Annotated in this window: 20 protein-coding genes; 14 read left to right on the top strand and 6 right to left on the bottom strand. The window is 64.8% G+C overall.

Annotated features, from left to right (window positions below; genetic code table 11):
- Positions 1 to 90: 90 nt before the first annotated feature.
- Entirely contained in the window at positions 91 to 1,677 is a 1,587-nt protein-coding gene (gene ahpF, locus L0U82_RS26005; protein WP_233835670.1) for an alkyl hydroperoxide reductase subunit F, read from the top strand.
- A gap of 64 nt (positions 1,678 to 1,741) precedes the next feature.
- On the opposite strand, the gene L0U82_RS26000 is transcribed toward ahpF, so the two are convergent.
- Complete coding sequence (locus L0U82_RS26000; RefSeq protein WP_233835669.1) at positions 1,742 to 2,467, bottom strand: pirin family protein; 726 nt, start codon at positions 2,465 to 2,467, stop codon at positions 1,742 to 1,744.
- A gap of 136 nt (positions 2,468 to 2,603) precedes the next feature.
- Between L0U82_RS26000 and L0U82_RS25995 the strand changes: the two genes are divergently transcribed.
- On the top strand, positions 2,604 to 3,494 hold the full coding sequence (locus L0U82_RS25995) for a LysR family transcriptional regulator (RefSeq protein WP_233835668.1): 891 nt from the start codon (positions 2,604 to 2,606) through the stop codon (positions 3,492 to 3,494).
- 58 nt (positions 3,495 to 3,552) lie between these two features.
- Here the strand turns inward: L0U82_RS25995 and L0U82_RS25990 are convergent, their stop codons facing one another.
- Positions 3,553 to 4,569 carry a 1-aminocyclopropane-1-carboxylate deaminase gene (locus L0U82_RS25990; RefSeq protein WP_233835667.1) on the bottom strand — a complete coding sequence of 339 codons (1,017 nt, stop codon included), beginning with the start codon at positions 4,567 to 4,569 and terminating at the stop codon, positions 3,553 to 3,555.
- A gap of 139 nt (positions 4,570 to 4,708) precedes the next feature.
- Between L0U82_RS25990 and L0U82_RS25985 the strand changes: the two genes are divergently transcribed.
- From L0U82_RS25985 to L0U82_RS25945, 9 genes are all read left to right on the top strand, one after another.
- The gene (locus L0U82_RS25985) at positions 4,709 to 5,263 is read left to right on the top strand and encodes an Lrp/AsnC family transcriptional regulator (protein ID WP_233835666.1); all 555 of its coding nucleotides are present in this window, start codon (positions 4,709 to 4,711) and stop codon (positions 5,261 to 5,263) included.
- Positions 5,264 to 5,557: 294 nt separating this feature from the next.
- Positions 5,558 to 6,289, top strand: coding sequence for a peptide-methionine (S)-S-oxide reductase MsrA (msrA, locus tag L0U82_RS25980; RefSeq protein ID WP_233837502.1), 732 nt, complete (start codon positions 5,558 to 5,560; stop codon positions 6,287 to 6,289).
- A gap of 437 nt (positions 6,290 to 6,726) precedes the next feature.
- Positions 6,727 to 7,626 carry a MipA/OmpV family protein gene (locus L0U82_RS25975; RefSeq protein ID WP_233835665.1) on the top strand — a complete coding sequence of 300 codons (900 nt, stop codon included), beginning with the start codon at positions 6,727 to 6,729 and terminating at the stop codon, positions 7,624 to 7,626.
- Positions 7,627 to 7,882: 256 nt separating this feature from the next.
- On the top strand, positions 7,883 to 9,994 hold the full coding sequence (gene katE / locus L0U82_RS25970) for a catalase HPII (protein ID WP_233835664.1): 2,112 nt from the start codon (positions 7,883 to 7,885) through the stop codon (positions 9,992 to 9,994).
- A 439-nt stretch (positions 9,995 to 10,433) separates the two neighbouring features.
- Complete coding sequence (locus L0U82_RS25965; protein WP_233835662.1) at positions 10,434 to 13,979, top strand: response regulator; 3,546 nt, start codon at positions 10,434 to 10,436, stop codon at positions 13,977 to 13,979.
- A 59-nt stretch (positions 13,980 to 14,038) separates the two neighbouring features.
- The gene (locus L0U82_RS25960; RefSeq protein WP_233835660.1) at positions 14,039 to 14,884 is read left to right on the top strand and encodes a CheR family methyltransferase; all 846 of its coding nucleotides are present in this window, start codon (positions 14,039 to 14,041) and stop codon (positions 14,882 to 14,884) included.
- Positions 14,885 to 14,896: 12 nt separating this feature from the next.
- On the top strand, positions 14,897 to 15,550 hold the full coding sequence (locus tag L0U82_RS25955) for a chemotaxis protein CheB (RefSeq protein WP_442793666.1): 654 nt from the start codon (positions 14,897 to 14,899) through the stop codon (positions 15,548 to 15,550).
- Positions 15,551 to 15,559: 9 nt separating this feature from the next.
- Positions 15,560 to 16,696, top strand: a complete 1,137-nt coding sequence (locus L0U82_RS25950; protein WP_233835659.1) for a hybrid sensor histidine kinase/response regulator — start codon at positions 15,560 to 15,562, stop codon at positions 16,694 to 16,696.
- Positions 16,697 to 16,832: 136 nt separating this feature from the next.
- On the top strand, positions 16,833 to 17,642 hold the full coding sequence (locus L0U82_RS25945; RefSeq protein ID WP_233835657.1) for a helix-turn-helix transcriptional regulator: 810 nt from the start codon (positions 16,833 to 16,835) through the stop codon (positions 17,640 to 17,642).
- Between the two features lie 115 nt (positions 17,643 to 17,757).
- Here L0U82_RS25945 and L0U82_RS25940 read toward each other — a convergent pair whose 3' ends face one another.
- Entirely contained in the window at positions 17,758 to 18,702 is a 945-nt protein-coding gene (locus tag L0U82_RS25940) for a LysR family transcriptional regulator (RefSeq protein ID WP_233835655.1), read from the bottom strand.
- A 213-nt stretch (positions 18,703 to 18,915) separates the two neighbouring features.
- Here L0U82_RS25940 and L0U82_RS25935 point away from each other — a divergent pair, with 213 nt between their 5' ends.
- The 3 genes from L0U82_RS25935 (at position 18,916) to L0U82_RS25925 (ending at position 22,137) form a co-directional block, all read left to right on the top strand.
- Complete coding sequence (locus L0U82_RS25935) at positions 18,916 to 20,115, top strand: amino acid aminotransferase (RefSeq protein ID WP_233835653.1); 1,200 nt, start codon at positions 18,916 to 18,918, stop codon at positions 20,113 to 20,115.
- 127 nt (positions 20,116 to 20,242) lie between these two features.
- A complete protein-coding gene (locus L0U82_RS25930; protein ID WP_233835651.1) occupies positions 20,243 to 21,040 on the top strand; it encodes a class II aldolase/adducin family protein in 798 nt (265 codons plus the stop codon).
- 113 nt (positions 21,041 to 21,153) lie between these two features.
- A complete protein-coding gene (locus tag L0U82_RS25925; RefSeq protein ID WP_233835649.1) occupies positions 21,154 to 22,137 on the top strand; it encodes a 2-dehydropantoate 2-reductase in 984 nt (327 codons plus the stop codon).
- A gap of 107 nt (positions 22,138 to 22,244) precedes the next feature.
- Here the strand turns inward: L0U82_RS25925 and L0U82_RS25920 are convergent, their stop codons facing one another.
- The 3 genes from L0U82_RS25920 to L0U82_RS25910 form a co-directional block, all read right to left on the bottom strand.
- Positions 22,245 to 22,442, bottom strand: coding sequence for a hypothetical protein (locus tag L0U82_RS25920; RefSeq protein WP_233835647.1), 198 nt, complete (start codon positions 22,440 to 22,442; stop codon positions 22,245 to 22,247).
- Between the two features lie 21 nt (positions 22,443 to 22,463).
- Positions 22,464 to 24,194, bottom strand: coding sequence for an FAD-dependent oxidoreductase (locus tag L0U82_RS25915; RefSeq protein ID WP_233835645.1), 1,731 nt, complete (start codon positions 24,192 to 24,194; stop codon positions 22,464 to 22,466).
- Positions 24,195 to 24,506: 312 nt separating this feature from the next.
- Positions 24,507 to 26,480 (bottom strand): AI-2E family transporter, encoded by a 1,974-nt coding sequence (locus L0U82_RS25910; RefSeq protein WP_233835644.1) that lies wholly within the window; start codon positions 26,478 to 26,480, stop codon positions 24,507 to 24,509.
- Between the last annotated feature and the right edge of the window lie 54 nt (positions 26,481 to 26,534).

Raw genomic sequence — 26,534 nt, 5'->3', positions numbered from 1 at the left:
GGCGCTTCGCGTGTCCCCGGTCGCCCGCGTTTTATCCGAGCGCGGTGTCGCACCGGGAATCTCCACCCTCGTCACGGAACACGCAACGCCATGCTCGACGCTAATCTTAAGACTCAACTGAAAACGTACCTCGAAAAAGTCAGCAAGCCGATCGAGCTGGTCGCGTCGGTCGACGACAGCGCGAAATCGCAGGAGCTGCTGGCTCTGCTGAACGATATCGCGACGTTGTCGGAACGCGTCACGGTGATCGAGCGCCGCGGCGACAACGAGCGCAAGCCGTCGTTTTCGATCGGCGAAGCGGGCAAGAACTCCGGCATCCGTTTTGCCGGCATCCCGATGGGACATGAATTCACGTCGCTCGTGCTGGCATTGCTGCAGGTGGGCGGCCATCCGGTCAAACTCGACGATGCGGTGATCGAACAGATCCGCAATCTCGACGGCGACTATCAATTCGAAACGTATTTCTCGCTGTCATGCCAGAACTGCCCGGAAGTCGTGCAGGCACTGAACGTGATGGCGCTGATCAACCCGCGCATCCGTCACGTCGCAATCGACGGCGCGCTGTTCCAGAACGAAGTCGAAGCGCGCCAGATCATGGCGGTACCGACGATGTTCATGAACGGCGACGTATTCGGCCAGGGCCGCAGCGGCGTGAAGGAAATCCTCGCGAAGCTCGACACCAATGCCGGCGCGCGGGCCGCGAAGGAACTGGAAAAGAAGCCGGTGTTCGACACGCTGATCGTCGGCGGCGGTCCCGCCGGTGCCGCGGCCGCAATCTACTCGGCGCGCAAGGGCATCGCGACGGGCGTCGTGGCCGAGCGCTTCGGCGGCCAGGTGCTGGACACGCTGGCGATCGAAAACTTCGTGTCGGTGACGGAAACCGAAGGACCGAAGTTCGCGACCGCGCTCGAACAGCACGTGAAGAGCTATGAAGTCGACATCATGGATGTGCAGCGCGCCGAAGCGCTGATTCCGGGGCGCATCAACGAAGTGCGCCTCGCCAACGGCGCGGTGCTGAAAGCGAAGACGATCATTCTCGCGACCGGCGCGCGCTGGCGCCAGATCAACGTGCCGGGCGAGGACGAATACCGCAATCACGGTGTCGCGTACTGCCCGCACTGCGATGGCCCGCTGTTCAAGGGCAAGCGCGTCGCGGTGATCGGCGGCGGCAATTCGGGCGTCGAAGCGGCGATCGACCTCGCGGGTATCGTGCGTGAAGTCACGCTGCTCGAATTCGGCGCGACGCTGCGTGCCGACGAAGTGCTGCAACGCAAGCTGCGCAGTCTGCCGAACGTGACGGTCGTCACGCAAGCGCAGACCACCGAAATCACCGGCGACGGTAACAAGGTGAATGGCCTCGTGTACAAGGACCTCGCTTCGGGCGAAGTGAAGAAGATCGAGCTCGAAGGCGTGTTCGTGCAGATCGGTCTGGTGCCGAACACCGAGTGGCTGAAGGGCACGGTCGAACTGTCGAAGCATGGCGAGATCGTCGTCGATGCACGCGGTGCGACGTCGGTGCCGGGTGTGTTCGCGGCTGGCGACGTGACCACGGTGCCGTTCAAGCAGATCGTGATCGCGGTGGGCGAGGGTGCGAAGGCATCGCTGTCCGCGTTCGATCACCTGATCCGCACCAGCGCGGACGAAGAAGTCGAGGCTGAAGCCGAAGCAGTGGCTTGATGCTGTAGTTCGACGTTGTTGTGATGAAGGACGGCGGCCTGTGGGCCGCCGTTTTTATTTGCGCTCAAGCCCACAGCGCCGAAGTCTCGATGTTCCGCAAATCGAACACCAGCACTTCCGCATCATGGCCTTGCGACAGGCTCAACGCTTCCTCGCCCCGCACCCGCGCGCCGTCGCCTTCGCCAAGTTCGACGCCATTCACCGTGATGCTGCCGCGCGCCACATGGATATACGCATAGCGGTCGCTGGCGAGTTCGAGCCGCGCGGTTTCGTCGCCGTCGAACAGCCCCGCGTACACGCGAGCATCCTGTTGCAACTGCAGCGAATCGCCGGCGCCGTCCGGTGACAGCACGAGCCGCAACACACCGCGCTTGTCATCCGCGCTGAAGTGCCGCTGCTGATAACGCGGCGCGCTGCCCTGTTTGGCCGGCGCAATCCAGATCTGCAGGAAGTGCACTGGCTCGCTCTTCGAATGGTTGTATTCGCTATGCGCGACGCCGGTGCCGGCGCTCATCAACTGGATATCGCCGGGCACGATCACCGAGCCGGTGCCCATCGTGTCCTTGTGTTCGAGCGCGCCTTCGAGCACGTACGAAAAGATTTCCATGTCGCGATGCGGATGCTTGCCGAACCCTTGCGCCGGCGCGACGCGATCGTCGTTGATCACCAGCAGGTCGGAGAAGCCGTTCTGCTTCGGATCGTGATAGTGCGCGAACGAAAACGTGTGACGCGAGCTGAGCCAGCCGTGTTCCGCGCGGCCACGTTGATTGGCGTGTCTGATTTCGAGCATGCTGTTTTCTCCTTGAGTTGTCGTGCGATCCGGGCCAGATGTTTGGCTGCGATCCATGAATGACAGTGTAGGTCAATCCAGATGGCTATAATCAGCGTGAAAGCCGAAACACTGTCACCTATGAGTGGACAATAAGATGCAACTCGATGACATGCGGATCTTCGTCGCGACTGTCGACGCCCATAACTTCACCGCAGCGGCGAGCCGGCTGTCGCTGTCCAAGCAGTTCGTGAGCCGCCGCGTGATGGCGCTCGAAGAAGCGCTCGGCGTGCAATTGCTGATCCGCAATACGCGCAAGCTGGCCGTGACCGATCTCGGCCAGGAGTTCTACGAGCGGGCGAGGCGGATACTCGGCGAAGTCGAGGAGGCCGAGCAGGCGATGTCACTGCGCCGCGCCGGTCCGCGCGGGCTGCTACGCGTCAGTGCGCCGATGTCGTTCGGCATGATGCATCTGTCGCCACTGGTCGCATCGTTTCTGCGCGAGCATCGCGACGTGCGGTTCGATATGGAACTGAGCGACCGCACCGTCGATGTGGTCGGCGAGGGCTTCGATATGGCGATCCGCATCGGCACGCTGCCCGATTCGTCGCTGATCGCGCAGAAGCTGGTCGACGTGAAGATGGTCGCGTGTGGCAGCCCCGCGTATCTGCGGCGGCGCGGCACGCCGGCCACGCCCGCCGATCTCGCGCGCCACGAGTGCCTGCTGTACGGCCATGGCGGCGCGGTGAACTGGGAATTTAGCATCGACGGCGCGGTGAAGAACGTCGAGGTGCGCGGGCCGCTGCGCGCCAATAACGGTGATCTGATTCGCGATGCGGCTGTTGCAGGGCTGGGGATCGTGCGGCTGCCGGACTTTATCGTCGCCGATGCGCTGCGCGGCGGTCAGCTGGTGCCCGTGCTCGAAGCATTTCTGCCGGCCGCGACGGGCGTGTATGCGGTTTATCCGCGGCATCGGCAAAGCTCGCTGACGATCCGCGCGTTCGTCGAATTCCTGCGCAGGCATCTGAAGAAAAGGCTGGCGGGGTAGCGGCCAATCGGCCGCGCCAGCCGCCGTTGGCTACGTTCAAACCACGCTCGATCGACGCTCAACCGTCGCGGAAAATAAAGCTATACGCACTCAACGCCGGCACGCCGCCCAGGTGCGCGTACAACACGCGCGAGCCTTCCGGAAACTCGCCATTGCGCACCTTGTCGATCATCCCGTGCATCGACTTGCCCTCGTAGACCGGATCGGTCAACACGCCCTCCAGCCTCGCGCATAAGCGGATCGCCTCCAATGTGCCGTCGTTCGGCAGACCGTATTCGGGGCCACCGTAGCGCTCGTCGAGCACGACATCGTTCGCCGTGATGTCGCGGCCGAGTTCGACGCGCTCGGCGGTCTGCTTCGCGATCCGCGTGATCTGCTCGCGCGTCTGCGCGGGTTTCGCCGACGCATCGATGCCGATCACGCGATCGGCGCGGCCATCGGCGGCAAAGCCGACGATCATGCCGGCCTGCGTGCTGCCCGTCACCGAGCATACGACCACGTAGTCGAATTTGAACCCGAGTTCGGCTTCCTGCTGCCGCACTTCTTCCGCGAAACCGACAAAGCCGAGGCCGCCCAACGGATGATCCGAGCAGCCCGCCGGAATCGCGTACGGCTTGCCGCCGGCCGCGCGCACGCTGTCGAGCGCGTCTTCCCAGCTCTTGCGAAAGCCGATGTCGAAGCCGTCCGGCACGAGCCGCACGTCGGCGCCCATCATCCGCGACATCTGGATATTGCCGACGCGGTCATACACGGCATCCGAATAGTTGACCCAGTTCTCCTGCACGAGCACGCACTTCATGCCGAGATGCGCGGCGACGGCCGCCACCTGACGGGTCTGGTTCGACTGAATGCCGCCGATCGACACGAGCGTGTCGCAACCCTGCGCGAGCGCCTCGGGGATCAGATATTCGAGCTTGCGGGTCTTGTTGCCGCCGAACGCGAGGCCGCTGTTGCAGTCCTCGCGCTTGGCGTAGAGCTGTACCTTGCCGCCCAGATGATCGCTCAGACGCTTGAGCGGCTGGATCGGCGTCGGGCCGAAGGTGAGCGGGTAGCGGGGGAATCGTTGCAGGTTCATCGCGGCTCCAGTGGGGTGAAAAGCGGTGAGTCCATGGTAGAAAAAGGCGCGCGAAATGAGCTTGCGAAAAAAATCCGCTGCACGTACTTTGGAAAAGATCAGATCGTTTTATTTTTAATAAAACTTCGTGTAGACGCTTATGAACGCAACAAAAATTCGCGCGAGTTCACGCTCCGCGGCCAGGTCCTCGCCGTCTTCTGCATCTTCCGCGTCCTCGGCCCGCGCCGATCCGCTGCCCGCGCTCGATCGCATCGATCGCGCGATCCTGCGGCAGTTGCAAGCCGACGCGTCGATTTCGAATGTCGCGCTGGCCGCCAAGGTCAGGCTGAGTGCGCCGGCCTGTTTGCGGCGCGTCGAACGTCTGAAGGAGTCGGGGCTGATTCGTGGCGTGGTCGCGCTGCTCGACCCGAAGGCGGCCGGCGCGGGGATGCTCGTGATCATCGGCGTGGTGCTCGACCGCTCGACGCCGGAGTCGTTTGCCGAGTTCGAGAAAGCCGCGCAGAAGGTGGCCGGCTGCATGGAGTGCCACGTGGTGACCGGCGAGTTCGACTATTTCATGGTGATCCGCACGCGCGACAGCGACAGCTTCAACCGTCTGCATGCCGAGCAACTGCTGTATCTGCCAGGCGTGCGGCAGATCCGCTCGTTTATGGTGCTGAAGGAAATCCTGTCGACGACGCAATTCCCGCTTTGAGTTCACGCGGGGCCGTGCTGCGGTAAGAAAACACGCGCATGCTGTTGCAAACGGCGTGCGCACGGAACGCCTGGCTTCGGCTCCGCTTTGGACCTTCCTCGCACAGCAGCGGGGCCACGGCACGGACTTTTTTTACAACGCTCGGGATGACGCGCGGCCCGACTAGTGTTTACAGATCAAGCATAGGAATTCGCGCTCGCATCGACGGCGCCAACGCGGATCAACGCGGATCAAATCAGGAGAGATCGCATGGATAGCGGCAAACATATCGCCAGCAATCGCAGTGCAAGCACTATGGGCAGCACGGCGCGCCGCCCGCGCTCGCGCATCGTCGCGTTGTCGTTACTGCTCGGCACCGGCGCGCTCGCGTTGCTGTTCGCGCAACGCACGGCGGTATCCGCGGAGAACGGGGTCGTGATTGCGCCGCCGGCGCTCGACGAACCGGTCGCCGCGAGCACTGCGCACGAGGAAACCGCGGTATTCGCGGGCGGCTGTTTCTGGGGCGTGCAGGGCGTGTTCCAGCACGTGCGCGGCGTCGAAAAAGCGGTGTCCGGCTATTCGGGCGGCGCGCGCGATACCGCGGTGTACGAGACCGTCAGCGGCGGAGAGACCGGGCATGCGGAATCGGTGCAGGTCACCTTCGATCCCGCCAAGGTCACCTATGGCCAGTTGCTGCAGGTCTATTTCTCGGTGATTCAGGATCCGACCGAACTGAACCGGCAGGGCCCCGACAGCGGCACCCAATACCGTTCGGCGGTGTTTCCGCTCAGCGATGCGCAGCGGCGCGTCGCGCAAAGTTACATCGCGCAGCTTGACAGATCGCACGCGTTCCCCGCGCCGATCGTCACGAAAGCGGAGGTGTACAAGGGCTTCTATCCCGCCGAGTGGTATCACCAGAATTACCTGACGCTGCATCCGGATTCGGCTTATATCGTGTTCAACGACATGCCGAAAATCACCAATCTGAAGCGTCTGTTTCCGAACCTGTATCGCGACAAGCCGGTGTTGGTCCAGGCCGCACAGTAAGGCGCGACCGGCTCTCGGCGCCACGCTGCTGGCGGCGCCGAGAGCCGCGGGCCGGGATCGCCATCCCTCCACGCGATCCCTGTTGATCCCTTGCTGATCCCCATTACGCCGCCGGTCATTCGACCCATCAATCCGCGTCGTCCGACGCTCCATTCATCAATCTTCCACACAGGTGGCGCATATCTTGCGCACGTCCGTTGCGCCGGTCGGCTTTCCGCGTTGCTGCGCTGCACATGAAAGCTGCCGGCTGGCCCTGCTGCCCGTTATCACCGGCGCGCCGATGCGGTACCTGGCGTGTTCGCTGCAGCGTGGAGCGTTTACTGGAAAAATTACATAACGAAAGTAGCAGTGCGTCAGTCGCCCGAGCTTGCGGGCCTGCGATGGGCCCCGGGCGAGAAACCTAACCTCTTCGCGATAGATGAGATCGGAGGCTTCTGGTGTTGAACAGCCGTAGAAATAAGCGGGGCGCCAAACCTCGCAATAAACAAACCGGCATCGTGGCGCATTCGTTTATCGCCGCGACTCTTGGCGGGATCGCCTGTCTACCGGCGTCCGCACTCGCGCAGACGCCATCGCCACTCGGCGAGTGGCAATACTCGGTCGGCGTTCCGTTGCAGAAGATGTATCAGGAGAACATTCCCGACTGGCAGGTGCGGCTCGGCGCGGCGACTTCGTTCCAGCCGCGCTTCGAGGGATCGGATCGTTATCACGTCGTGGCCGGACCGAGCATCGACGTGCGCTACAAGGATCTGTTCTTCCTGTCGAGCGGCGAGGGTTTGGGCGTCAACTTTGCCCGCGGCGAGAACTGGCGCATGACGCTCGCGGCCGTCTACGATCTCGGGCGGCGCGGGCAGGACGATCCGCAGGAGCTGAACGGACTCGGCAACATCAATTTCGCACCGGGCCTGAAGCTGTCGGGCGAATACGTGGTGTCGAAAGACTTTCCGCTCGTGCTGCGCGCCGATATCCGCCGCTATTTCGGCGGCTCGAATGGCTGGATCGGCGACTTCGGCGCCTATATGCCGATGCCGGGCAGCACGAAAAAGTTCTTCTGGTTCGCCGGCCCGAACGTATCGCTCGCCGATTCCAAATATATGAACGCGTGGTGGGGCGTCAACCAGGAGCAGGCCGCGCACTCGCAGTATTCGCAGTACCACGCGAGCGCGGGTTTCAAGTCGGTCGGCTTCGGCATCAGCGCGATCTGGCTGTTCAACAAGCACTGGTTCGCGACCGCCGATGGCGCGTTCGAACAACTGGTCGGCGGCGCGGGCAACAGTCCGATCACACGCAGTCGCGCGACCGGTGTCGCCGACGTGTCGATCAACTACCGGTTCTGAGGCTTTTTGAGGCCTGGCCGGCCGCGCATGTAGACGGGACCACGAGGGCGCCGGGCGGCGGCGCTCGCGCGGTTCTGCCCGCGCGTGCTCGAACGCGGCCGACGCCGACGCTTCACGCGCAACTCGTGCCGCAATCATGCCGCGACTTCTGCCGCAACCCGCGCACCTCACTTCCACTGGAACATCGCTTGCTGCCCCTTGACGGCGTGCCGATGCGTATCCGCATCGCGTGTCCGAACCCAAGGAGTCCATTCTCATGGCAGGTAAAGCGAGTACCCAGAAGCCCGCGGCGCAGGCGGGCGATGCGAGCGATCCGAAATCGAAGGATCTCGAACGCAATCGCATCAAGCCGCAAGGCGAAGCGCTACGGACCAATCAGGGCGTCAAGATCGCCGACAATCAGAACACGCTGCGCGCGGGTCCGCGCGGCCCGTCGTTGCTCGAAGATTTCATCATGCGTGAAAAGATCACGCACTTCGACCATGAACGCATTCCCGAGCGCATCGTGCATGCACGCGGCTCGGCCGCGCATGGCGTATTCCGGCTCTACGAGTCGCTCGGCGAATACACGAAGGCCGCGTTTTTGCAGGACCCGGCTGTCGAGACACCGGTCTACGTGCGCTTTTCGACGGTGCAGGGACCGCGCGGTTCAGCCGATACCGTGCGCGACGTGCGCGGCTTCGCGGTGAAGTTCTACACGCAGGAAGGCAATTACGACCTGGTCGGCAACAACATGCCGGTGTTCTTCATTCAGGACGCGATCAAGTTTCCGGACTTCGTGCATGCGGTCAAACCGGAGGCGCCGAATGAAATGCCGACCGGCGGTTCCGCGCACGACACGTTCTGGGATTTCGTGTCGCTGGTGCCCGAATCGACCCATATGGTGCTGTGGACGATGTCGGACCGCGCGATTCCACGCAGCCTGCGCACGATGGAGGGCTTCGGCGTTCACACGTTCCGCTTCGTGAATGCGCAGGGCGACGCGCGCTTCGTCAAGTTTCACTGGCGTCCGGTGCTCGGCTCGTATTCGCTGCTGTGGGACGAGGCGCAGAAGCTCGCCGGCAAGGATCCGGATTTTCACCGGCGCGATCTGTGGGAAGCGATCGAGCGCGGCGATTTTCCGGAGTTCGAGCTGGGCGTGCAGATCGTCGAGGAAGCGGACGAACACAAATTCGATTTCGATCTGCTCGATCCGACCAAGCTGATTCCAGAAGAACTGGTGCCGGTGAAGATCGTCGGCAAGATGACGCTCAATCGCAATCCGGACAACTTCTTTGCCGAGACCGAACAGGTCGCGTTCCATCCGGGCCATGTCGTGCCGGGCATCGATTTCACCAACGACCCGCTATTGCAGGGGCGTTTGTTCTCGTACACCGATACGCAGATCAGCCGGCTCGGCGGGCCGAATTTCCACGAGATTCCGATCAACCGGCCGGTGTGCCCGTCCGTCAACAATCAGCGCGACGCGATGCATCGTCAGGCGATTCACGTCGGCCAGGCCTCGTATGAACCGAACTCGCTGAATGGCGGCTGGCCGAAGGAAACCGATCCGGCCGCGAAAGACGGTGGCTTCGACAGCTATCAGGAACGCGTCGAGCACACCAAGATTCGAGTGCGCAGCGAATCGTTCGCCGATCATTTCTCGCAGGCCGCGCTGTTTTACAACAGCATGTCGCAGCCGGAGCAGGACCATATCGCGGCAGCCTATCAGTTCGAACTCGGCAAGGTGACGAAGCCGGACATTCGCGCGCGCGTGGTCAACGAGATCCTGGCCAACTTCGATGCGGGACTCGCGGCGAAGGTCGCCGAAGGGCTCGGTCTGCCGGCGCCGAAGAAGGGCACCGCCAAGCTCGTCGGACCGAAGAGCTCGCCTGCGCTCAGTCTGCTCAATCGCGTGAAGCCCGGCATTAAAACGCGCAAGATCGCGCTACTGGCGGCGCCCGGTTCCGATGGCGCGGCGATCAAACAGTTGCGGCAGGCGTTGAGCAGTGAAGGCGCGAACCCGATGCTGATCGCGCCGACGCTCGCCGAAATCGACGGCCTCGCGCCGGACGCGACGATTGCCGGCTTGCCGTCGGTGATGTTCGACGCGGTGATCGTCGTCGGCGGCGCGGCGGGCGCGAAGGTCCTCGCGCAGTTGGGCGACGCGCGGCATTTCGTGCTCGAGGCGTTCAAGCATCTGAAGGCGATCGCGGCTCTCGGCGCGGGACGCGACGTGCTCGCCGCCGCGCAGTTGCCCGATCACGCGGACGGGCTTGCGACTGGCGACGACAAGCAGCATGCCGACGTCCTGAAGGCGTTTATCAAGGCGGCGGAGCAGCATCGCGTGTGGTCGCGGGCGGTACAGGTGGAGTCGGTGCCGGCCTGACATTGGTTGCGCGGGGCCTGGCCGTTGCGGCGGTCTGACGTTGCCGACGCAACGGTCGTTGTAATGGCCGATGCAATGGCCGGGACCAGCCGAAGCATCGGCCAGCCCCGGTCGATGCTTCGGCTCGCGCATCGCTCAACACCTTCGCCACGCGTCACCGCGCGCGCCGCTCAATGCCGCGTCCGATGCCGATGCAACGAGTCGGGACGCCGCATCAGCGGCCCGCCTCAGCGCGCGTCCCGCCATCCCCCGATCCTGCCACCGCACCCGCAAGCCCCCACGCAAGCCAAGCCCAGCAAGCCTCGGCGCCGGAACATCCATCTCATAATTAAGCTCATCCTGTATGATGACGGCGGTCACATCGCGGTGAAAAAGCACCCCGTCTGAATCTGAAAAATATTCCGCATCGATTCGATTCGCCATGCCAAAGACAGAAAAAATGACCGCATCACCGGCTGTCGATCAACTCAGCTTTCGCCGCATTCTCCGTCGCAACATCGCACTGCCGCTCGGCGTCGGACTCGTCACGATGGCGCTGTTCGTCGGCCTGATTGCGTACCTCGTCTCGACGATGAGCTGGGTCGACCATTCCGAGCGCGTGATCGGCGAGGCCAACGAAATGCTGCGGCTCGCGGTGGGCCGCGAATCGTCGATGCGCGGCTTTCTGATCACCGGCAACGAGAGCTTCCTCGCGCAGTACGAAAGCGGTGGCCCGAGATTTCGCGCGCAACTCGAAGAGTTGCGCAAGATGGTTGCCGACAATCCGCCGCAGGTCGAACGGCTCAATGAGATTCAGGCGTTGCAGCAGCGCTGGGGTCAGGTCGCCGAAGACTTGATCGATGCGCGCCGGCGCAATCAGGATTTCGAAAGCGCGCTCGCGGCCGGACGCGGCAAGGTCGAATTCGACGAAACACGCCGTGAATTCGGCGATTTTCTCGATGTCGAGCTGCGTCTGCGGCAGGAGCGCTCGGACGCGACGCGTAGCGTGACCGCGACGCTCGTCGGCCTGTTCCTGCTGTTCAGCCTCGGCGTCAGCAGCCTGCTTGCATGGATGGGCCGCCGCGAACTGCTGGGCCTGTCGGTGACCTATGACGATGCGTTACGCCGGCAGGCCGAGCAGACCGGCGTGCTGGAGCAGCAGGTGTGGCTGCGCTCGGGGCAGCGGCTGCTCGCGGACAAGGTGGTCGGCCAGACCAGCGCGCCGCTTGTCGGCCGCGCGATGCTCGATTTTCTTGCCCAGTATCTGGACGTCACCGTCGCGGCGCTGTATGTGCGCGACCGGCAGCACGGCACGTTGCGCCGCATCGCGACCTATGGCTTCAGCCGCGAAAGCGACCAGGTATCCGCGTTGAGCTTCGAGGAAGGCGAAACCCTCGTCGGCCAGGCGGCGCGCTCGCGCCGCACGCTGGTGCTACGCGACGTGCCGGCCGATTACGTGCGGGTCGCATCGGCCACCGGCGACAGCGTGCCGCGCAATCTGATGATCATGCCGATCGACAACGACGGCGAGGTCAACGGCGTGATCGAAATGGGCTTTCTGCGCGACGTGACGCCGCGCGACGAAGAGTTCATGGAGCTGATCCGCAACGCGATGGGCGATTTCGTCGAAGCCGCGCTGTATCGCGAACGCCTGCAGGACGCGCTGGCGGAAACGCAGCAGCTGAACGAGGAGTTGCAGGTCCAGCAGGAGGAATTGCGGGTCTCCAACGAAGGGCTCGAAGAACGCGGCCGCGCGCTGCTGGATTCGCAACGGCGCCTCGAAGCGCAGCAGGCCGAACTCGAACAGACCAACGTGCAGCTGGAGGAATACGCGCAGCGTCTCGAGCGGCAGAAGTCGGATCTGCTGCGCGCGCAGGACGATCTCGCCGCCAACGCGGAGCGTCTCGAACAGTCGAGCCGCTACAAGTCCGAGTTTCTGGCCAACATGTCGCACGAATTGCGCACGCCGCTGAACAGCTCGCTGATTCTCGCGAAGCTGCTGCAGCAGAACCGCACCGGCAATCTGACCGAAGAGCAGGTGCGCTACGCCGAGACGATTCATGCGTCCAATAGCGATCTGCTGGTGCTGATCAACGACATTCTCGATCTGTCGAAGGTCGAGGCGGGGCAGGTGACGGTCGAGGCCGAAACGGTGTCGATCGACGCGACGCTGCAATCGCTCGAAGAAATGTTCCAGCCGCTCGCCGCGACCAAACATCTGCGGATGGCGTTCGATCGTCTGCCGGGCACGCCGGACAGCCTCATCACCGACGGCCAGCGTCTCACGCAGATTCTGCGCAACCTGCTGTCGAACGCGCTGAAGTTCACCGAGCACGGCGAGGTGACGCTGTCGGTGGCACCGGCCGAAGGCAATACGCTGCGCTTCGACGTGCGCGATTCCGGCATCGGCATTGCCGCCGACAAGCTGGAGATGATCTTCGAGGCATTCCAGCAGGCCGATGGTTCGACGAGCCGTCAATATGGCGGCAGTGGTTTGGGCTTGTCGATTTCGCGCGAGTTTTCGCATCTGCTCGGCGGCCGCATCACTGTGTGGAGCGAAGTGGGCAAGGGCAGTGTGTTTACGCTCTGGCTGCCGCTCGATGCGCGCGAAGCGCTGGCGGTCGCGGCCGCGGGCGAAACACCGCTGATGCGCACGCCGACCAGCAGCGTTCAGTCCGTCGGGATCACAGCGGGCCATGTGGTCGCCGGCGGAGCTTCAGCCGAGGTACCGAACTCACAGTCGGCCGCGGCGCCACGCACGATCGCGCAGCCTGACATCGTGCGAAGCTCGGCGTCGATCGCCGACGATCGCGACCATCGCACCCGCGCGGGCCGTCTGATCGTCGCGGTCGAAGACGATCTCGCCTTCGCCGAAATCCTGCGCGATCTCGTGCATGAGCTCGACTTCGATTTCATCCATGCGAGCAATGCGACGAGCGGCCTCGCGCTGGTGCGCGACATGCGCCCGGCCGCGGTGCTGCTCGATGTCGGTCTGCCGGACCGTTCGGGCCTGACCGTGCTCGAATGGCTGAAGAGCGATCCGCTTACACGCCATATTCCGATTCATATCGTGTCGGCCACCGACCATGCCGACAAGGCGCTGCACCTCGGCGCGATCGGCTATACGCTGAAACCGACCGCGCGCTCGACAATGGAAGCGGCGATCCGCCGGCTCGAAGCGCGCCTGCAGCAGCGTCTGAAGCGCGTGCTCGTGATCGAGGACGATGCACCGATGCGCGAGAGCATTCGCGCGCTGCTGCAAAGCGAGAACACCGAGATCGTCGCGGTCGCGACACTCGCCGACGCGCTCCGGCAACTGGCGGAAATCAGCTTCGATTGCGTGGTCACCGATCTCGCGCTGCCCGACGGCACCGGCTACGACCTGCTCGAACGGCTCGCCGCGAACACCGAACACGCGGCGCTGCCGGTGATCGTTTACACCGGCCGCATGCTGTCCGACGAAGAAGAGCATCGGCTGCGCCGCTATTCGAAGTCGATCATTATCAAGGGCGCGAAGTCGCCCGAGCGGCTGCTCGACGAAGTCACGCTGTTTTTGCACAGCGTCGAGTCGTCGCTCGCGCCGGAGCAGCAGCGCATGCTGCGCACCGTGCGTCAGCGCGACAATGCGTTCGAAGGCCGCACGATCCTGCTTGCCGAAGACGACGTGCGCAATATCTTCGCGCTGTCGCACGTGCTCGAACCGCTCGGCGCAAAGTTGCTGATCGCGCGTAACGGCCGCGAAGCGCTCGACGAACTCGAAAACGGCCCCGAAGTGCATCTGGTGCTGATGGATATCATGATGCCGGAGATGGACGGCCTGACCGCAATGGGTGAGATTCGCCGCAATGCGCGTTTTGCGCATCTGCCGATCATCGCGCTGACCGCGAAGGCCATGGCAAACGACCGCACGCGCTGCCTCGAAGCGGGTGCCGACGACTACGTGTCGAAGCCGATCGACGTCGACAAGCTCGTCGCGCTGTGCCGGGTGTGGCTGCGGCAACGATGATGGCGGATCAGGTGAAAACAGAAGCGAAAACCGGAACGCAGGACGGAACGGACCCCGCGATGAGCCAGTCCGCCGCCGACGCGCCGCACCGGATCAGCGATTTCGACATCGAGCTGAAGCTGCTGCTCGATGCGATCTACCTGAAGTATCAGCACGACTTTCGCCACTATGCGATGTCGTCGCTGCGCCGCCGGCTCACGCAGGCACTCGACGAATTCGGTGTGCAAACGCTATCGCAGCTGCAGGATCGCATCATGCGCGACGGCGACGCGTTCTCGCGGCTGTTCCAGTATCTGACGGTGCAGGTCAGCGACATGTTTCGCGACCCCGCGTATTTCCTCGCGCTACGCGAACATGTGCTGCCGCGGCTGCGCACCTATCCGTCGATCAAGGTGTGGGTCGCCGGATGCAGCACCGGCGAGGAACTGTGGTCGCTGAAAATCCTGTTCGACGAGGAAGGGCTGACCGAGCGCACGCTGTTCTACGCCACCGATATCAACCCGGACGCACTCGCGCGCGCCGAAGCGGGCATCTACGCGCTCGAACGGATTCAGGGCTTTACGCAGAACTACCAGGCCGCGGGCGGCACGCGCTCGTTGTCCGACTACTACCATGCTGCTTATGGCGGCGCGCGCTTCGCCGGTTCGCTGAAGGAGCGCGTGGTATTCGCCGATCACAGCCTGTCGACCGACGAAGTCTTTCTCGAAGCGCATCTGGTGTCGTGCCGCAACGTGCTGATCTATTTCGATCGCGGCTTGCAGGATCGCGCGCTCGGGCTGTTTGAAAACGCGCTCGTGCGGCGCGGTTTTCTCGGGCTGGGCAGCAAGGAAAGCCTGCGTTTTTCGCGTCATTACCCGGCCTTCGACGAATTCCGCGCGGCCGAACGCATTTACCAGAAGCGCTAGCGAGGTCCGCCGATGCCACGCTCGACCTTCCACACCGCAGTCACCCAGGCCGCCGACGCCGAAGCGCGCACGGCCGCGCCGCGGATGGCCGCCCCGCGCGCCTACGACCTCGTCGTGATCGGTGGCTCGGCGGGCGGGCTCGAAGCGCTGAACGTCCTGATCAGCGCGTTACCCGCGCGCTTCGCGCCGGCTGTGATGATCGTCACGCATCTGCCGCCGGCTTCGCCGAGCTATCTGGTGCAGGCGCTCGCGCATCGCTGCGCGCTGCCGCTGCTCGAACCCGATGCCGGCGAGCAGATTCTGCCGGGCCGCGTGCATGTTGCGCCGCCGGGCTATCACATGCTGGTCGAAGTGGACCGCACGGTGGCGTTGTCGACCGATGCGGCGGTGCGCTTCTCGCGTCCATCGATCGACGTGCTGTTCGAATCGGCCGCCGCCGTGTACGGCGCGCGGCTGCTCGGTATCCTGCTGTCCGGTTCCAACGACGACGGCGCGCACGGGCTCGAACAGGTGCGCGCGTTCGGCGGCACCGCATGGGTGCAGACGCCGGAAACCGCCAGCTCGCCTGAAATGCCGCTTGCCGCGATCGCGCGCGGCGCGGCCGACGCTATCTACTCTCCCGTAACCATGGCCAGGCAGCTCGCCGCGCTGCCTGCCTCTCTGTAATCCGGTGCCATGACGAACTCACCCGTGAACATCCTGATCGTCGACGACATCGTCCACAACATCACCGCGCTCGAGGCGTTGCTCGCGCGGCCCGACATCGCGGTGCTGGTCGCCGATTCCGGCACCGCCGCGCTCGATCTGCTGCTCAAGCACGAGGTCGCGCTGGCGATTCTCGACGTCAACATGCCGGGCATGAACGGCTTCGAGCTGGCCGCGCTGATGCGCGGCAGTCCGCGCACGTCGCACGTGCCGATCATCTTTCTGACCGCCACCGCGCAGGACGCGTCGCGCACGTTTCGCGGCTACGAGGCGGGCGCGGTCGACTTCCTGTACAAGCCGTTCGATCCGCGCATCCTGCAATCGAAGGTCGACGTGTTCGTGCAACTCGAACAGCAGAAGCGTCAGCTCGCCGCGCAGCTCGTGACGACGCGCCAGATGCTCGAAGCGAATGAAATGCTGATGGCGGTGCTGAGCCATGATCTGCGCACGCCGCTCGGCGCGGTGCTTGCATCGGCGGAATATCTGATGCGTACGGCCGCCGACGAACAGTCGGTGACCGTCGCCACGCGCGTGAAAAACAGCTCGCTGCGCATGGCACGGATGGTCGATCAACTGCTGAACCTCGCGCGTCTGCAGGGCGGACGCCTGCCGTTGCAGCCGCGCTCGATCGAACTCGCGACGCTATGCCGTTCGGTGATCGACGAATTCGCGTCGCAGAAAAGCGGCAAGCGCATCGTGTTCGCCTGCTCGGGCAACACGACCGGCGCGTGGGATACGGATCTGGTGTGGCAGGCGGTGTCGAATCTCGTCAGCAATGCGCTGCACCATGGCGCGCCGGACGGCGATATCGGCGTCGCGGTCGATGGCGACGCCGAGGACTCCGTGCGGCTCAGGGTATCCAATCGCGGCACGATTCCGGCTGAAGTCTTTCCGCATCTGTTCAAGGCGTTCGGCCCGAACGGCAACGGTTCACGCTCGCGCGAAGGGCTTGGGCTGGGTCTGCATATCGTGCAGGAGATCGCGCGGATGCATGGCGGCGGGGTCAGCGTCGCATCGGACGATGCGGCCGGTACGGTGTTTACGATCGAATTGCCGCGGACGGTGACGTTGCAGCAGGGCGCGCGGGGGTCGTTTACTCATCGGTGAAGTTACATCGATGAAGCATCGCTGATTGGCGGTCAGCAGTGGTCAGCGGCGCGGCCTCGCGATATTGCCGCTGTGCTACGCTTGCCGGACCCCTACAGCCCGCCCGGCCGATCCACGCCGAGCCCCGACTTCCATCATGCGTTCATGGCGCCTCGCCTCACCGCCGCGCAGCGGGCAGATCAGTACCGCGCGCGCCACCGATCTCGTCATGGCGATCTCGCACCCGGACGCCGATACGCTCGCCGCGAGCATTCTGCGCACGGTCGACGAGTCGCTGCCGGTGTCGCAGTGCACGATCTTCGCCTATGAATTCGACGCGCGGCCGCGCACGGTGTCGGCGGCCGATCATCGCGGCGGGCGTTTTCTGCGCGACGTCGCCGAGCGTTATACCGCGCATTTCTACGCGCTCGACGGCAATCGCGCGATCATCGCCGACACGCGCGAGTCCCACGCTCGCGATGCGCTGATGCTGCATCAGCAGCGCGGCGACGAAATCGAAAACGACGCCTATCGCGCGGCCTGCTATGCGCAGCCGAACGTGTCCGACCGGTTGTCGTTGCTGGTGCAACCGATGGATAGCGTGTGGTTGTCGATCAACCTGTATCGAGATCGCGCGTACGGCGTGTTCGCGCCCGGCGAACTCGAACGGATAGAGAACATCGCGCCACTGTTCGCGCATGCGGCGAAAGGCCACTACGCGTTGAACGGTCAGCACCAGCAGGGCACGGCCGCGGCGATGCTGGCACGCGCGCGGCGCGTTTGCCCGACGCTGACACCGCGCGAACTCGACGTGTTGCGCGGCACGCTCGAAGGCGCGAGTGCCGCCGAAATCGCCGAGCGCATGGGTGTGAAGCCCGCGAGCGTGGTCACGTACCAGAAACGCGCGTATGCGCGGCTCGGCGTGTCGACTCAGAGGCAGTTGTTCGCGCTGTGCATGCAGCCGTAGCCGCGAAGGGCGGACGTCGCATTTGCTTGCAGCGCCGCCGCAGTCTGATTTCATTCAGCGCGGTTCGCGCGTGCTTTTACGCAGTCACTCCGTCAATCAGGCACCGAGCCGGGTTTTATCCGCGCCTGGCCCGTCGCTCCTCCACCTGAGTGTCCCGATCCCAGCGTTTGAGCCACGGCATCACGAAATCGGCGAAACCATCGGCGGAGGGCGACAACGCGCGCTCGGTCGAGCGATACACGCACACCTCGCGAATCGTTTCGGGATCGACGATGCGCTTCATTACCAGCCCAAAGGTGCGCGCGAGCGGCGCGACGTAGGCCGGCGCGAGCGTGACCGCGAGCCCTTGCGCGGCGAGGCCGAACGCGGTCGTCACGTTATCGACGACGTCGACGGGAATGATGCGCGCTTCCGCCGGCAGATTCGCGAGCATCTGCCCGACCGCGCGCTCGTGATCGCGACCGGTCGCGACGATCGGCACGTCGCGCAGATGCTGCCACTGCACGCGGCGCCGCGCGGCGAGTGGATGCGCGGCCGCGCACCACATGACCCATGGGCTTGCGAACGCCGGTTCGCGGCGCACCCGCGCACCGCTTTGCAGATCTGGCCCGATCGCCAGATCGATGTCGCCGCTTTCGACCCGCGTCACCAGTTGCTCGACCACGGTATCGCAGATGCGCACGACGACCTTCGGCTTGTCGTGCGCATATTCGGCGATCGCGGCGGGCAGCGCGGTTGCGGCGATCACGAGTGGCGCGCCGACGCGCACGATGCCGGCCGCGCGGTTGCGGATATCGTCGGCGGATTGGGCGGCTGCGCGCACATGACGCAGCACCGAATCGGCGGAGGCGAGGAAATCCTGCCCCGCGCTGGACAGCGTGACGCGCCGCGTGGTGCGATCGAATAGCCGGAAACCCAGTTCCGTTTCGAGCTCGGCGAGCAACTGGCTGACCGCCGACGAAGTCAGCCCGAGCCGCTGCGCCGCCGCGCCGATGCTGTGAAGATCGACGATGGCGAGAAACGCTTCGAACTGACGGATCGTGACGCGGGTAAGGGGCATGCGGTCGATTCTAAAGAAAAACTTACGAATCGTGAAAAATCGATTGATTGTGCGGTGCACGCCGACAGCGGACACTCGTGCGGGTCGACGTAGCCCGGCAAACCCGCTTGGCTTAGACTTGAGGTTTGCCCCATCATCGGCCGCCGCGCCAGCCGTCATCCGCGCGCACCGCTGCTACACCAGGCCTTTCGAGGCCGTATTCAAGGATCTGCCATGTTCGACCACATTCCCGCCTATCCGGGCGACCCGATTCTGAGCCTGAACGAAGACTTTCAACTGGACCCCAGGCCGAACAAGGTCAATCTGAGCATCGGCATCTATTTCGACGACGCCGGCAAGCTGCCGGTGATCGACGCGGTGCGCCGCGCCGAGAGCGCGCTGCTCGAGGCGATCGGCCCGCGTTCGTATCTGCCGATGGCGGGTCTGCCGCTGTATCGCGATACCGCCCAGGTGCTGGTGTTCGGCGCGAACAGCGCGGCGCGCGCGGCCGGCCGGATCGCGACGCTGCAAACGATCGGCGGCTCGGGCGCGCTGAAGGTCGGTGCCGATTTCCTGAAGCGTTACTTCCCCGGCTCGCAGATGTGGATCAGCGATCCGAGCTGGGAAAACCATCGCGTCGTGTTCGAAGCGGCGGGGCTCACCGTCAACACTTATCCGTACTACGATCCGCAAACGGGCGGCCTGCGTTTCGCCGAGATGCTCGCCGCGATCGACGCGTTGCCGGAGAAGAGCGTCGTGCTGCTGCACGCATGCTGTCACAACCCGACCGGCGTCGATCTGAGCCCCGCGCAATGGGCCGAACTGGTGCCGGTATTGCAGCGCCGCAAGCTGATCGCGTTCGTCGACATGGCCTACCAGGGCTTCGGCGCGGGTCTCGAAGACGACGCCGCGTGCGTACGGCTGCTCGCCGATGCGGACATCCCGTTGATCGTCGCCAATTCGTTCTCGAAGAATTTCTCGCTGTACGGCGAGCGCGTCGGCGCGTTGAGCGTCGTCTGCCGGAGCGCGGACGAAGCGGCGCGCGTGGCTGGGCAACTGATGTCCGCGGTGCGCGCGAACTACAGCAATCCGCCGACGCATGGCGCGCGGCTCGTCGCCAACGTGCTCGCCGACGCGTCGCTGCGCGCGTCGTGGGAAACCGAACTCAGCACGATGCGCGAGCGCATTCTGGCGATGCGCAACGTGATTCACGCGGGACTCGAAGGCCGAGTTAGCGAAGTGATGCGCGCGCGTTACGTCGCGCAGCGCGGCATGTTCACCTACACCGGGCTCTCCGAAAGCCAGGTCGAGCGGCTGCGCAACGAATACGCGGTGTACGTGCTGCGCTCGGGGCGCATGTGCGTCGCCGGCCTCAACGAGCGCAACGCGGAGTACGTCGCGGCATCGATCGCGGCGGTGGTGTCGGGCGCCTGAGCACGCCCGCGTAGCACGGCGGACGAGTCGGGCAGATGCGGTAAGCCCGGATACGCGGTGGATGTCCGCTGTGCGCGTCAGCAGTGCACACCGATACACCGCCATAACGACAATCATGGAGACACGAATGACGACGATCACGCTCGAAACACAGCCGGCGCGCGCGTGCGCATCCGCCGCGATGCATCCGGACGAATGGCAGGCGCGCGTGCAGCTCGCCGCGTGCTACCGCATCTTCGATCTGCTCGGCTGGACCGAGATGATCTACAACCACATCACGCTGCGCGTGCCCGCCAGTGTCAGCGGCGACGAGCGTCATTTCCTGATCAACCCGTTCGGGCTGCACTACAGTGAAGTGACCGCGAGCAATCTGGTGAAAATCGACGCGCAGGGGCGGGTGCTCGACGGCTCGCCGTATCCGGTCAACCCGGCCGGCTTCGTCGTGCATGCGGCGATTCACGAGGGCCTGCCGGACGCGCACTGCGTGATGCACACGCATACGACGGCGGGCGTCGCGGTCGCCAGCCTCGAAGCGGGCTTGCAGCAGACCAACTTCTACAGCGCGCAGTTGCACGATCGCATCGCGTATCACGATTTCGAGGGCATCACGATTCACGCGGAAGAGGGGCCGCGGCTGCTCGCGCATATCGGCGACAAACAGGCGGTGATTCTGCGCAACCATGGTCTGCTCGCGTGGGGCCACACGTTGGCGCAGACCTTCGCGATTCTGTGGACGCTCAATCGTGCCTGCGAAATCCAGATGGCGACGTTCTCGATGGGCGCCGCGCGGCCGGTGCCGGAAGAGGTAGCGATTCGCTGCACGCGCGACGCGCTGCAGTTCGACCCGCGCCACGGTGCCGGGCAGGACGTGTTCGATGCGCTGGTGCGGCGTGTCGATCGTATCGACGCGAGCTATCGCCAATGAGCGGATCAAGGCGTGCTCTGAAAGAGCACCTTGAGCGAACACCTTGGTAAACACAGTAATAAGCGCAGCAACAAACGCAATAATAAACGCGAGCACAGGCAAGGACTGAAGCGATGAAAGTAGCGATCTACGGCGCCGGTGCGATCGGCGGTTGGATGGGAATGAAGCTGGCGCAGGCGGGCCACGACGTCAGCGTGGTCGCGCGTGGTGCGACGCTCGATGCAGTGCGCCAGCACGGCCTGCGTCTGATCGAAGGCGGTGTGATCTACGCTGAGCAGGTCAAGGCCAGCGACAAGCCCGCCGATCTCGGCGTGCAGGAGCTGGTCGTGATCGCGGTGAAGGGGCCGGCGATGGCGTCGGTGGCCGCGCACATCAGGCCGCTGATCGGGCCGGACACGATCGTGCTGACGGCGATGAACGGTGTGCCGTGGTGGTTCTGCGACGGCCTCGACGGCGACTTCGCCGGTCAGCGGCTGAAATCGATCGATCCGGACGGCGCGATCGCCGCCGCGATTCCGAGCGCGCAAACGGTCGGCTGCGTCGTGCATGCGAGCTGTCTGATCGACGGACCCGGCGTGATCCGGCATCACCAGGGCAATGGGCTGATCATCGGCGAGGCGTCGGGGCAGCCGAGCGCGCGCGTCGAGCAGTTGACGGCGATGCTGCGCGCGGCCGGTTTCAACGCGACGATGTCCGCGCGGATCCAGTGCGACGTGTGGTTCAAGCTGTGGGGCAACATGACGATGAACCCGGTCAGCGCCATCACCGGCGCGACTACCGACCGGATTCTCGGCGACGAACTGGTGCGCGGCTTCGTCACGAACATCATGCTGGAGGCGAAGGAGATCGGTGAGCGCTTCGGCATTCCGATCGAGCAGGCACCCGACGATCGCCACGCGGTCACGCTGAAACTCGGCGCGATGAAGACGTCGATGCTGCAGGACGTGCAGGCCGGCAAGGCAGTCGAACTCGACGCGCTGGTCGGCGCGGTGCGCGAGCTGGGGCAACTGACGCGTGTGCCGACGCCCTATACCGATGCATTGCTTGGGCTCGCGCGGCTGCATGCGAGCACGTTGGGGCTGTATCCGAAGCAGTGAGCTGAGCTTGCGAAGCGTTCGGGCCGTGACCTGAACGTCGGACGATAAGCAGAGGACAAGCCGTAGAGCCGCCGTGCATCCATCGCACGGCGGTTTTTTTTTACTCGCTAAACAGCCGCTGCTACCGCCGAACCGCCGGCCAGTTTTGCCGCTTCGATCAACGACAACGCGCGCCGCGGGTCGTCGATTTCAGTCAGGCACAGCAGCGCGAGGCGCGCCAGATAGAGCGGCGCCTGCGCTTCGCCTTCGTTCGTCAGCGTATTGCACAGTGTCGTATAGATGAGGTCGAGATCGCTATCGGTCATGATGAGGGACGTCCTTGCGCGTTAGATCGTGAGCGTTGCATCGAGCGCGTCGCACACGGCCGCCGCGCTGCCGTTGCGCCAGCGCGCGAGTACGTGGCCGTCCGGGCGGATCAGATAGACGGTGCCGGGTTGTGCGTCGAACATGTCGTGCAGGCGGCCGGTTTGATCGATCGCATGCGGGCCGCTGGCGTGGGGCGCGTCGTTCGCGACGATGTCGATCGTCTCGAATGGAATGCCCTTGCTGGCTAGCGTTGCTTGTAGTTGCTGCCAGGTTTCTTCGGTTGAGTGGTCCGGAGAAAAGCGCAGCGCGGTGAAGCAGGGGCTGAGCAGATCGGTCAGATGAATATCGGCGATTGCGCCGTCATCAGTGGTTCGCACTAGCCTGCATTCGGGCAGTACCGTGCCCGGCGCCGGGCCGCCGCTGAATTCCCCGCACTCCGCGGCGGCGTAATTGAGCGGCGACTGCCGGTAGGCAATCGCATGCGTCTGGCGCGGATTGATCAACGGGCGCACCGCAGCATGCTGTTCGGCAAGCCCCAGCACGGCAGTGCGAAGCAGGTCGAACGCGAAGGTCGGCGGTGCCATGAATTCGGTGCTCTTCATGCCGTAGCTCAGATTCTCGCGCGCCGCATACACGCGCTCGTCGCTATAGCTGTCGAGCAGCGCCGGTGACGCGATGCCGTTGACCACGCATGCCAGTTTCCAGCCGAGATTGTCGGCGTCGTCGATGCCCGAATTCGCGCCGCGCACGCCGAAGATCGGCACCAGGTGCGCGGCGTCGCCCGCGAATAGCACCGCGCCGTGGCGATAGCGTTCGAGCGTCAGCGCATTGGCCTTGTAGATCGTGATCCAGATCGGCGACCACACGCCCGTTTCGCCCATCGAATCGAGCACGCTCTGCACGCGCGGCATCACGTTGTCGGGCAGCACGGCCGCGTCGGCATCCTCGTCGTCGCGTAGCTGGTAGTCGATGCGCCACACGTTGTCGGGCTGCTTGTGCACCAGCACGGTCGAGCCGGGATTGGACGGAGGGTCGAAGTAGGCAAGCCGCTCGGTCGCACGCGTGCTGTCCAGTTCGATATCGACGATCACGTAGCGGCCTTCGTAGGTCGTGCCGGTCAGCTTCAGGCCGAGCAGCTCGCGCATCGTGCTGCGTCCGCCGTCGCAGGCGACGACCCATGCGGCGTCCATTTTCCAGCTCGTGGCCTCGGCCTCGGCATTTGCAGCGGTGGTGCGCAACGTCAGCGTCGCGCCGCCTTGCGGCCGTTGCTCGATCGCCGTGACGCGCGTCTGCCAGCGCACATCGATCAGATCGGCGTGCCGTTCGATCTCGTCGAGCAGCAACTGCTCGATCTGATACTGCGCGATGTTGATCATCGGCGGCAGCGATTGCTCGTCGTCCTGATGCATCGCGAAGCGGAACACCTCGGTGTCGCGATAGAAGCTGCGTCCGCCGGTCCACGCGAGGCCCTTGTGCAGGAAGCCGTCGACGATGCCGAGCCGCTTGAAGATTTCGAGGCTGCGCCGCGAGATGCAGATCGCGCGGCTGCCGGTGCAGACGCTGTCGTCGGCTTCGATCAGGACCGAGCGCACGCCCTGACGCGCCAGCGCGAGCGCGAGCGTCATGCCGACCGGGCCGCCGCCGACGATCGCGACCGCGTGCTCGGCCGGTTCGCGGCCGTCGGCGAGCGGCGGCACACGGGCCGGATAGCGGCGCGGCTCGAACGGATAGGGTTTGAACGGGCGGGTCATACGCGTCTCCGGAATCTTTTTGTGCTTCTAGCTGGCATGCGTTGGGGCGGGACGCGGCTTCGCGCTTCCGCGGCTGGCCGCAGCTGCCCGAAGCCGTGCAGGCAGGCCAATCGATCGATGCAGTATGCAGCAGCACCCGCTTGCCGCTGTCCTCATTTTGGGTACAACCCGGCGCACCGGCGCAAAAAAGCCGCGAGGCGCTGTGCGCATCCTCGCGGCTTCGTTGTGGTGATGGCGGCTCGATTCGCGCCGGACTCGATCCGGCTCCCGGCTAACTGTGAGGCGCATCTACAACCGGCTCCGAGCCCGCCGTCAATCCGCTCCCGCCGTATACGTCGCCTGTCGCGCCGGCACCGCGCCGGTCTCCGCCCGGCATTCCTGAATCATCGCGCGAAACGTCGGCGCGGCGTGCAAGGCGCCGTTCGGATCCAGTTCCGCGCCGCTATCCGGCACATCGCCGACACCGACACCCACGACGAGCGTCGCGCGCGGCCGCCATTCGCGGGTGCGCCGCAGCATGTTGCGCAGATACGGCGGCGACTCGGGCGCGTCGAGCGACACGATGCAGATGATCGGCGCGTCCTTGAAGCTCGGTTCGTCGGCGCTCGCGCTGCGATAGCCGGAGTGCGTGGCCGTCAGCGGTGCGAAGCCGTGGCGGCCGAGCAGTTGCGCGGCAATCGCGGTGGTCACTTCGTCGAACGCGCCGCGGCCCGGCACGCACAGCACCGCCGTGGCGTGGCCGTCGCCGGATTGCTGCGAGCGCGCGAGCACATGGCTGTCGTGACGCTCCGACGAACCCGTGGACATCGATAGCGGCTCCGAAGCCAGCAGCGCGCCGCCGGTATTGGCCGTTTCGACGCGCGTGAACGAATCGTCGAGCCCATCCGCGATTTCGAGGTTTTCGACGATATCGACGAGCGCGTTGTTGATCCGCTGCAACTGGTCCGGCATCAGCACGCCGCGCAGCGCGTCGTTGCGCGCGAGCCGCAGGCCTTCGAGCACGACCTGATCGTAGTAGTCGAGCAGCGACATGTCGCGCAGCAGCCGCTCGGCCTGCACGATCGCCTCGTGCGGATCGTCGGCGAGCAGCCGTTGATAGAAGTTCTGCGCGGGCGTGAGCGCCGGCTGGTCGCCGAGCAGCACGGTCAGAAAGTTCAGACGATCGGCGTAGCGCCCGAGCGTGACCACGCACAGCGTCAGCGGTGTCGACAGCACCAGCCCGATCGGCCCCCACAGCCAGCTCCAGAAGATCGCCGCGACCACCACCGCGAGCGGCGACAGCCCCGAGCGATGCCCGTACAGCACCGGTTCGGCGATCTGCCCGGCCACCACGTCGACGACGATGAACAGGATCAGCGTATAGACGGCCATCGTCCATTGCGGCTGGATCGCGGCCGCGAGAAAGACCGCGAGGATCGCGGCGATCCAGATGCCGATATACGGTACGAAGCGCAGCAGCGCGGCGATTACGCCGAACAGCAGCGCGCCTGGCACGCCGATGATCGCGAGCCCGATCGCAATCGCGCCGCCCGCGCTGAGATTCACGCCGAGCTGCGCGACGAAGTAGCGCGACAGGCGCCCGGCGGCGTCGTTGATCGCGGTAGTCGTGCGGTGCAGATCGCGCGAGCCGAACAGGCTGATCAGCCGGTCGCGCAAATCCTCGCGCTGCAGAAGAATGAAGATCGTCACGACCAGCACGATAAAGGTCGTCTCGAGCGGCGCGATTGCGGGCGATAGCGCGCGCTGTGCGAGTTCCACCGGGGTCGGCGCGGGCTGGTGCACCTCAACCTGTTGCGGCACCTGCGGCGCGTTGCGCGCGGCACGGCCGGTCGGGCGCGGCGGAGCGGGCCGCGACGGCGCCATGCGCTGCAGCGCGCCGGCCGCGCTGCTCATCAGCGAGTCGGCGCGGCCCACGGTTTTTTCCTGCACCGTTTCGATCTTCTGTTCGATCGCTTCCTGATACTGCGGCAGGTCGCCGGCGAGCTGCACGAGCTGCGCGCCGATCAGCGCGCCGACCGCGAGCAATGACGCGAGCGCGAACAGCACCGCGATGAAGATCGACGGCAACTGGCCCATATGCAGACGCCGCAGCATCTGCACGAGCGGCGCGAGCAGAAAGCTCAGCAGCACCGACAACGTGATCGGAATCAGCACCGCCCGGCCGAAATAGAGCCCGCACACGACCACCACGCCGGTAATCAGCGACACGAGGCCATGCAGGCCCGGTGTGCCCGGCGGGTAGACGCGGTTCGGCCGCGCTTGCGGTGGTGGGAGCGATATTTTCATCTGAACAGACTTTCCGGTTGCGATGCGCCGCGACACCTGCCAGTCGTTGGGTGG

This window comes from Paraburkholderia sp. ZP32-5, assembly GCF_021390495.1.
Classification (GTDB): Bacteria; Pseudomonadota; Gammaproteobacteria; order Burkholderiales; family Burkholderiaceae; genus Paraburkholderia.
This window is presented reverse-complemented; position numbering and strand designations above follow the sequence as displayed.

What these genes read in the sequence shown, in the direction of transcription:
- ahpF (WP_233835670.1), top strand. Translation starts at nt 91, where the DNA reads ATGCTCGACGCTAATCTTAAGACTCAACTGAAAACGTACCTCGAAAAA.
- L0U82_RS26000 (WP_233835669.1), bottom strand. Translation starts at nt 2,467, where the DNA reads ATGCTCGAAATCAGACACGCCAATCAACGTGGCCGCGCGGAACACGGC.
- L0U82_RS25995 (WP_233835668.1), top strand. Translation starts at nt 2,604, where the DNA reads ATGCAACTCGATGACATGCGGATCTTCGTCGCGACTGTCGACGCCCAT.
- L0U82_RS25990 (WP_233835667.1), bottom strand. Translation starts at nt 4,569, where the DNA reads ATGAACCTGCAACGATTCCCCCGCTACCCGCTCACCTTCGGCCCGACG.
- L0U82_RS25985 (WP_233835666.1), top strand. Translation starts at nt 4,709, where the DNA reads ATGAACGCAACAAAAATTCGCGCGAGTTCACGCTCCGCGGCCAGGTCC.
- msrA (WP_233837502.1), top strand. Translation starts at nt 5,558, where the DNA reads ATGGGCAGCACGGCGCGCCGCCCGCGCTCGCGCATCGTCGCGTTGTCG.
- katE (WP_233835664.1), top strand. Translation starts at nt 7,883, where the DNA reads ATGGCAGGTAAAGCGAGTACCCAGAAGCCCGCGGCGCAGGCGGGCGAT.
- L0U82_RS25965 (WP_233835662.1), top strand. Translation starts at nt 10,434, where the DNA reads ATGACCGCATCACCGGCTGTCGATCAACTCAGCTTTCGCCGCATTCTC.
- L0U82_RS25960 (WP_233835660.1), top strand. Translation starts at nt 14,039, where the DNA reads ATGAGCCAGTCCGCCGCCGACGCGCCGCACCGGATCAGCGATTTCGAC.
- L0U82_RS25955 (WP_442793666.1), top strand. Translation starts at nt 14,897, where the DNA reads ATGCCACGCTCGACCTTCCACACCGCAGTCACCCAGGCCGCCGACGCC.
- L0U82_RS25950 (WP_233835659.1), top strand. Translation starts at nt 15,560, where the DNA reads ATGACGAACTCACCCGTGAACATCCTGATCGTCGACGACATCGTCCAC.
- L0U82_RS25945 (WP_233835657.1), top strand. Translation starts at nt 16,833, where the DNA reads ATGCGTTCATGGCGCCTCGCCTCACCGCCGCGCAGCGGGCAGATCAGT.
- L0U82_RS25940 (WP_233835655.1), bottom strand. Translation starts at nt 18,702, where the DNA reads ATGCCCCTTACCCGCGTCACGATCCGTCAGTTCGAAGCGTTTCTCGCC.
- L0U82_RS25935 (WP_233835653.1), top strand. Translation starts at nt 18,916, where the DNA reads ATGTTCGACCACATTCCCGCCTATCCGGGCGACCCGATTCTGAGCCTG.
- L0U82_RS25930 (WP_233835651.1), top strand. Translation starts at nt 20,243, where the DNA reads ATGACGACGATCACGCTCGAAACACAGCCGGCGCGCGCGTGCGCATCC.
- L0U82_RS25925 (WP_233835649.1), top strand. Translation starts at nt 21,154, where the DNA reads ATGAAAGTAGCGATCTACGGCGCCGGTGCGATCGGCGGTTGGATGGGA.
- L0U82_RS25920 (WP_233835647.1), bottom strand. Translation starts at nt 22,442, where the DNA reads ATGACCGATAGCGATCTCGACCTCATCTATACGACACTGTGCAATACG.
- L0U82_RS25915 (WP_233835645.1), bottom strand. Translation starts at nt 24,194, where the DNA reads ATGACCCGCCCGTTCAAACCCTATCCGTTCGAGCCGCGCCGCTATCCG.
- L0U82_RS25910 (WP_233835644.1), bottom strand. Translation starts at nt 26,480, where the DNA reads ATGAAAATATCGCTCCCACCACCGCAAGCGCGGCCGAACCGCGTCTAC.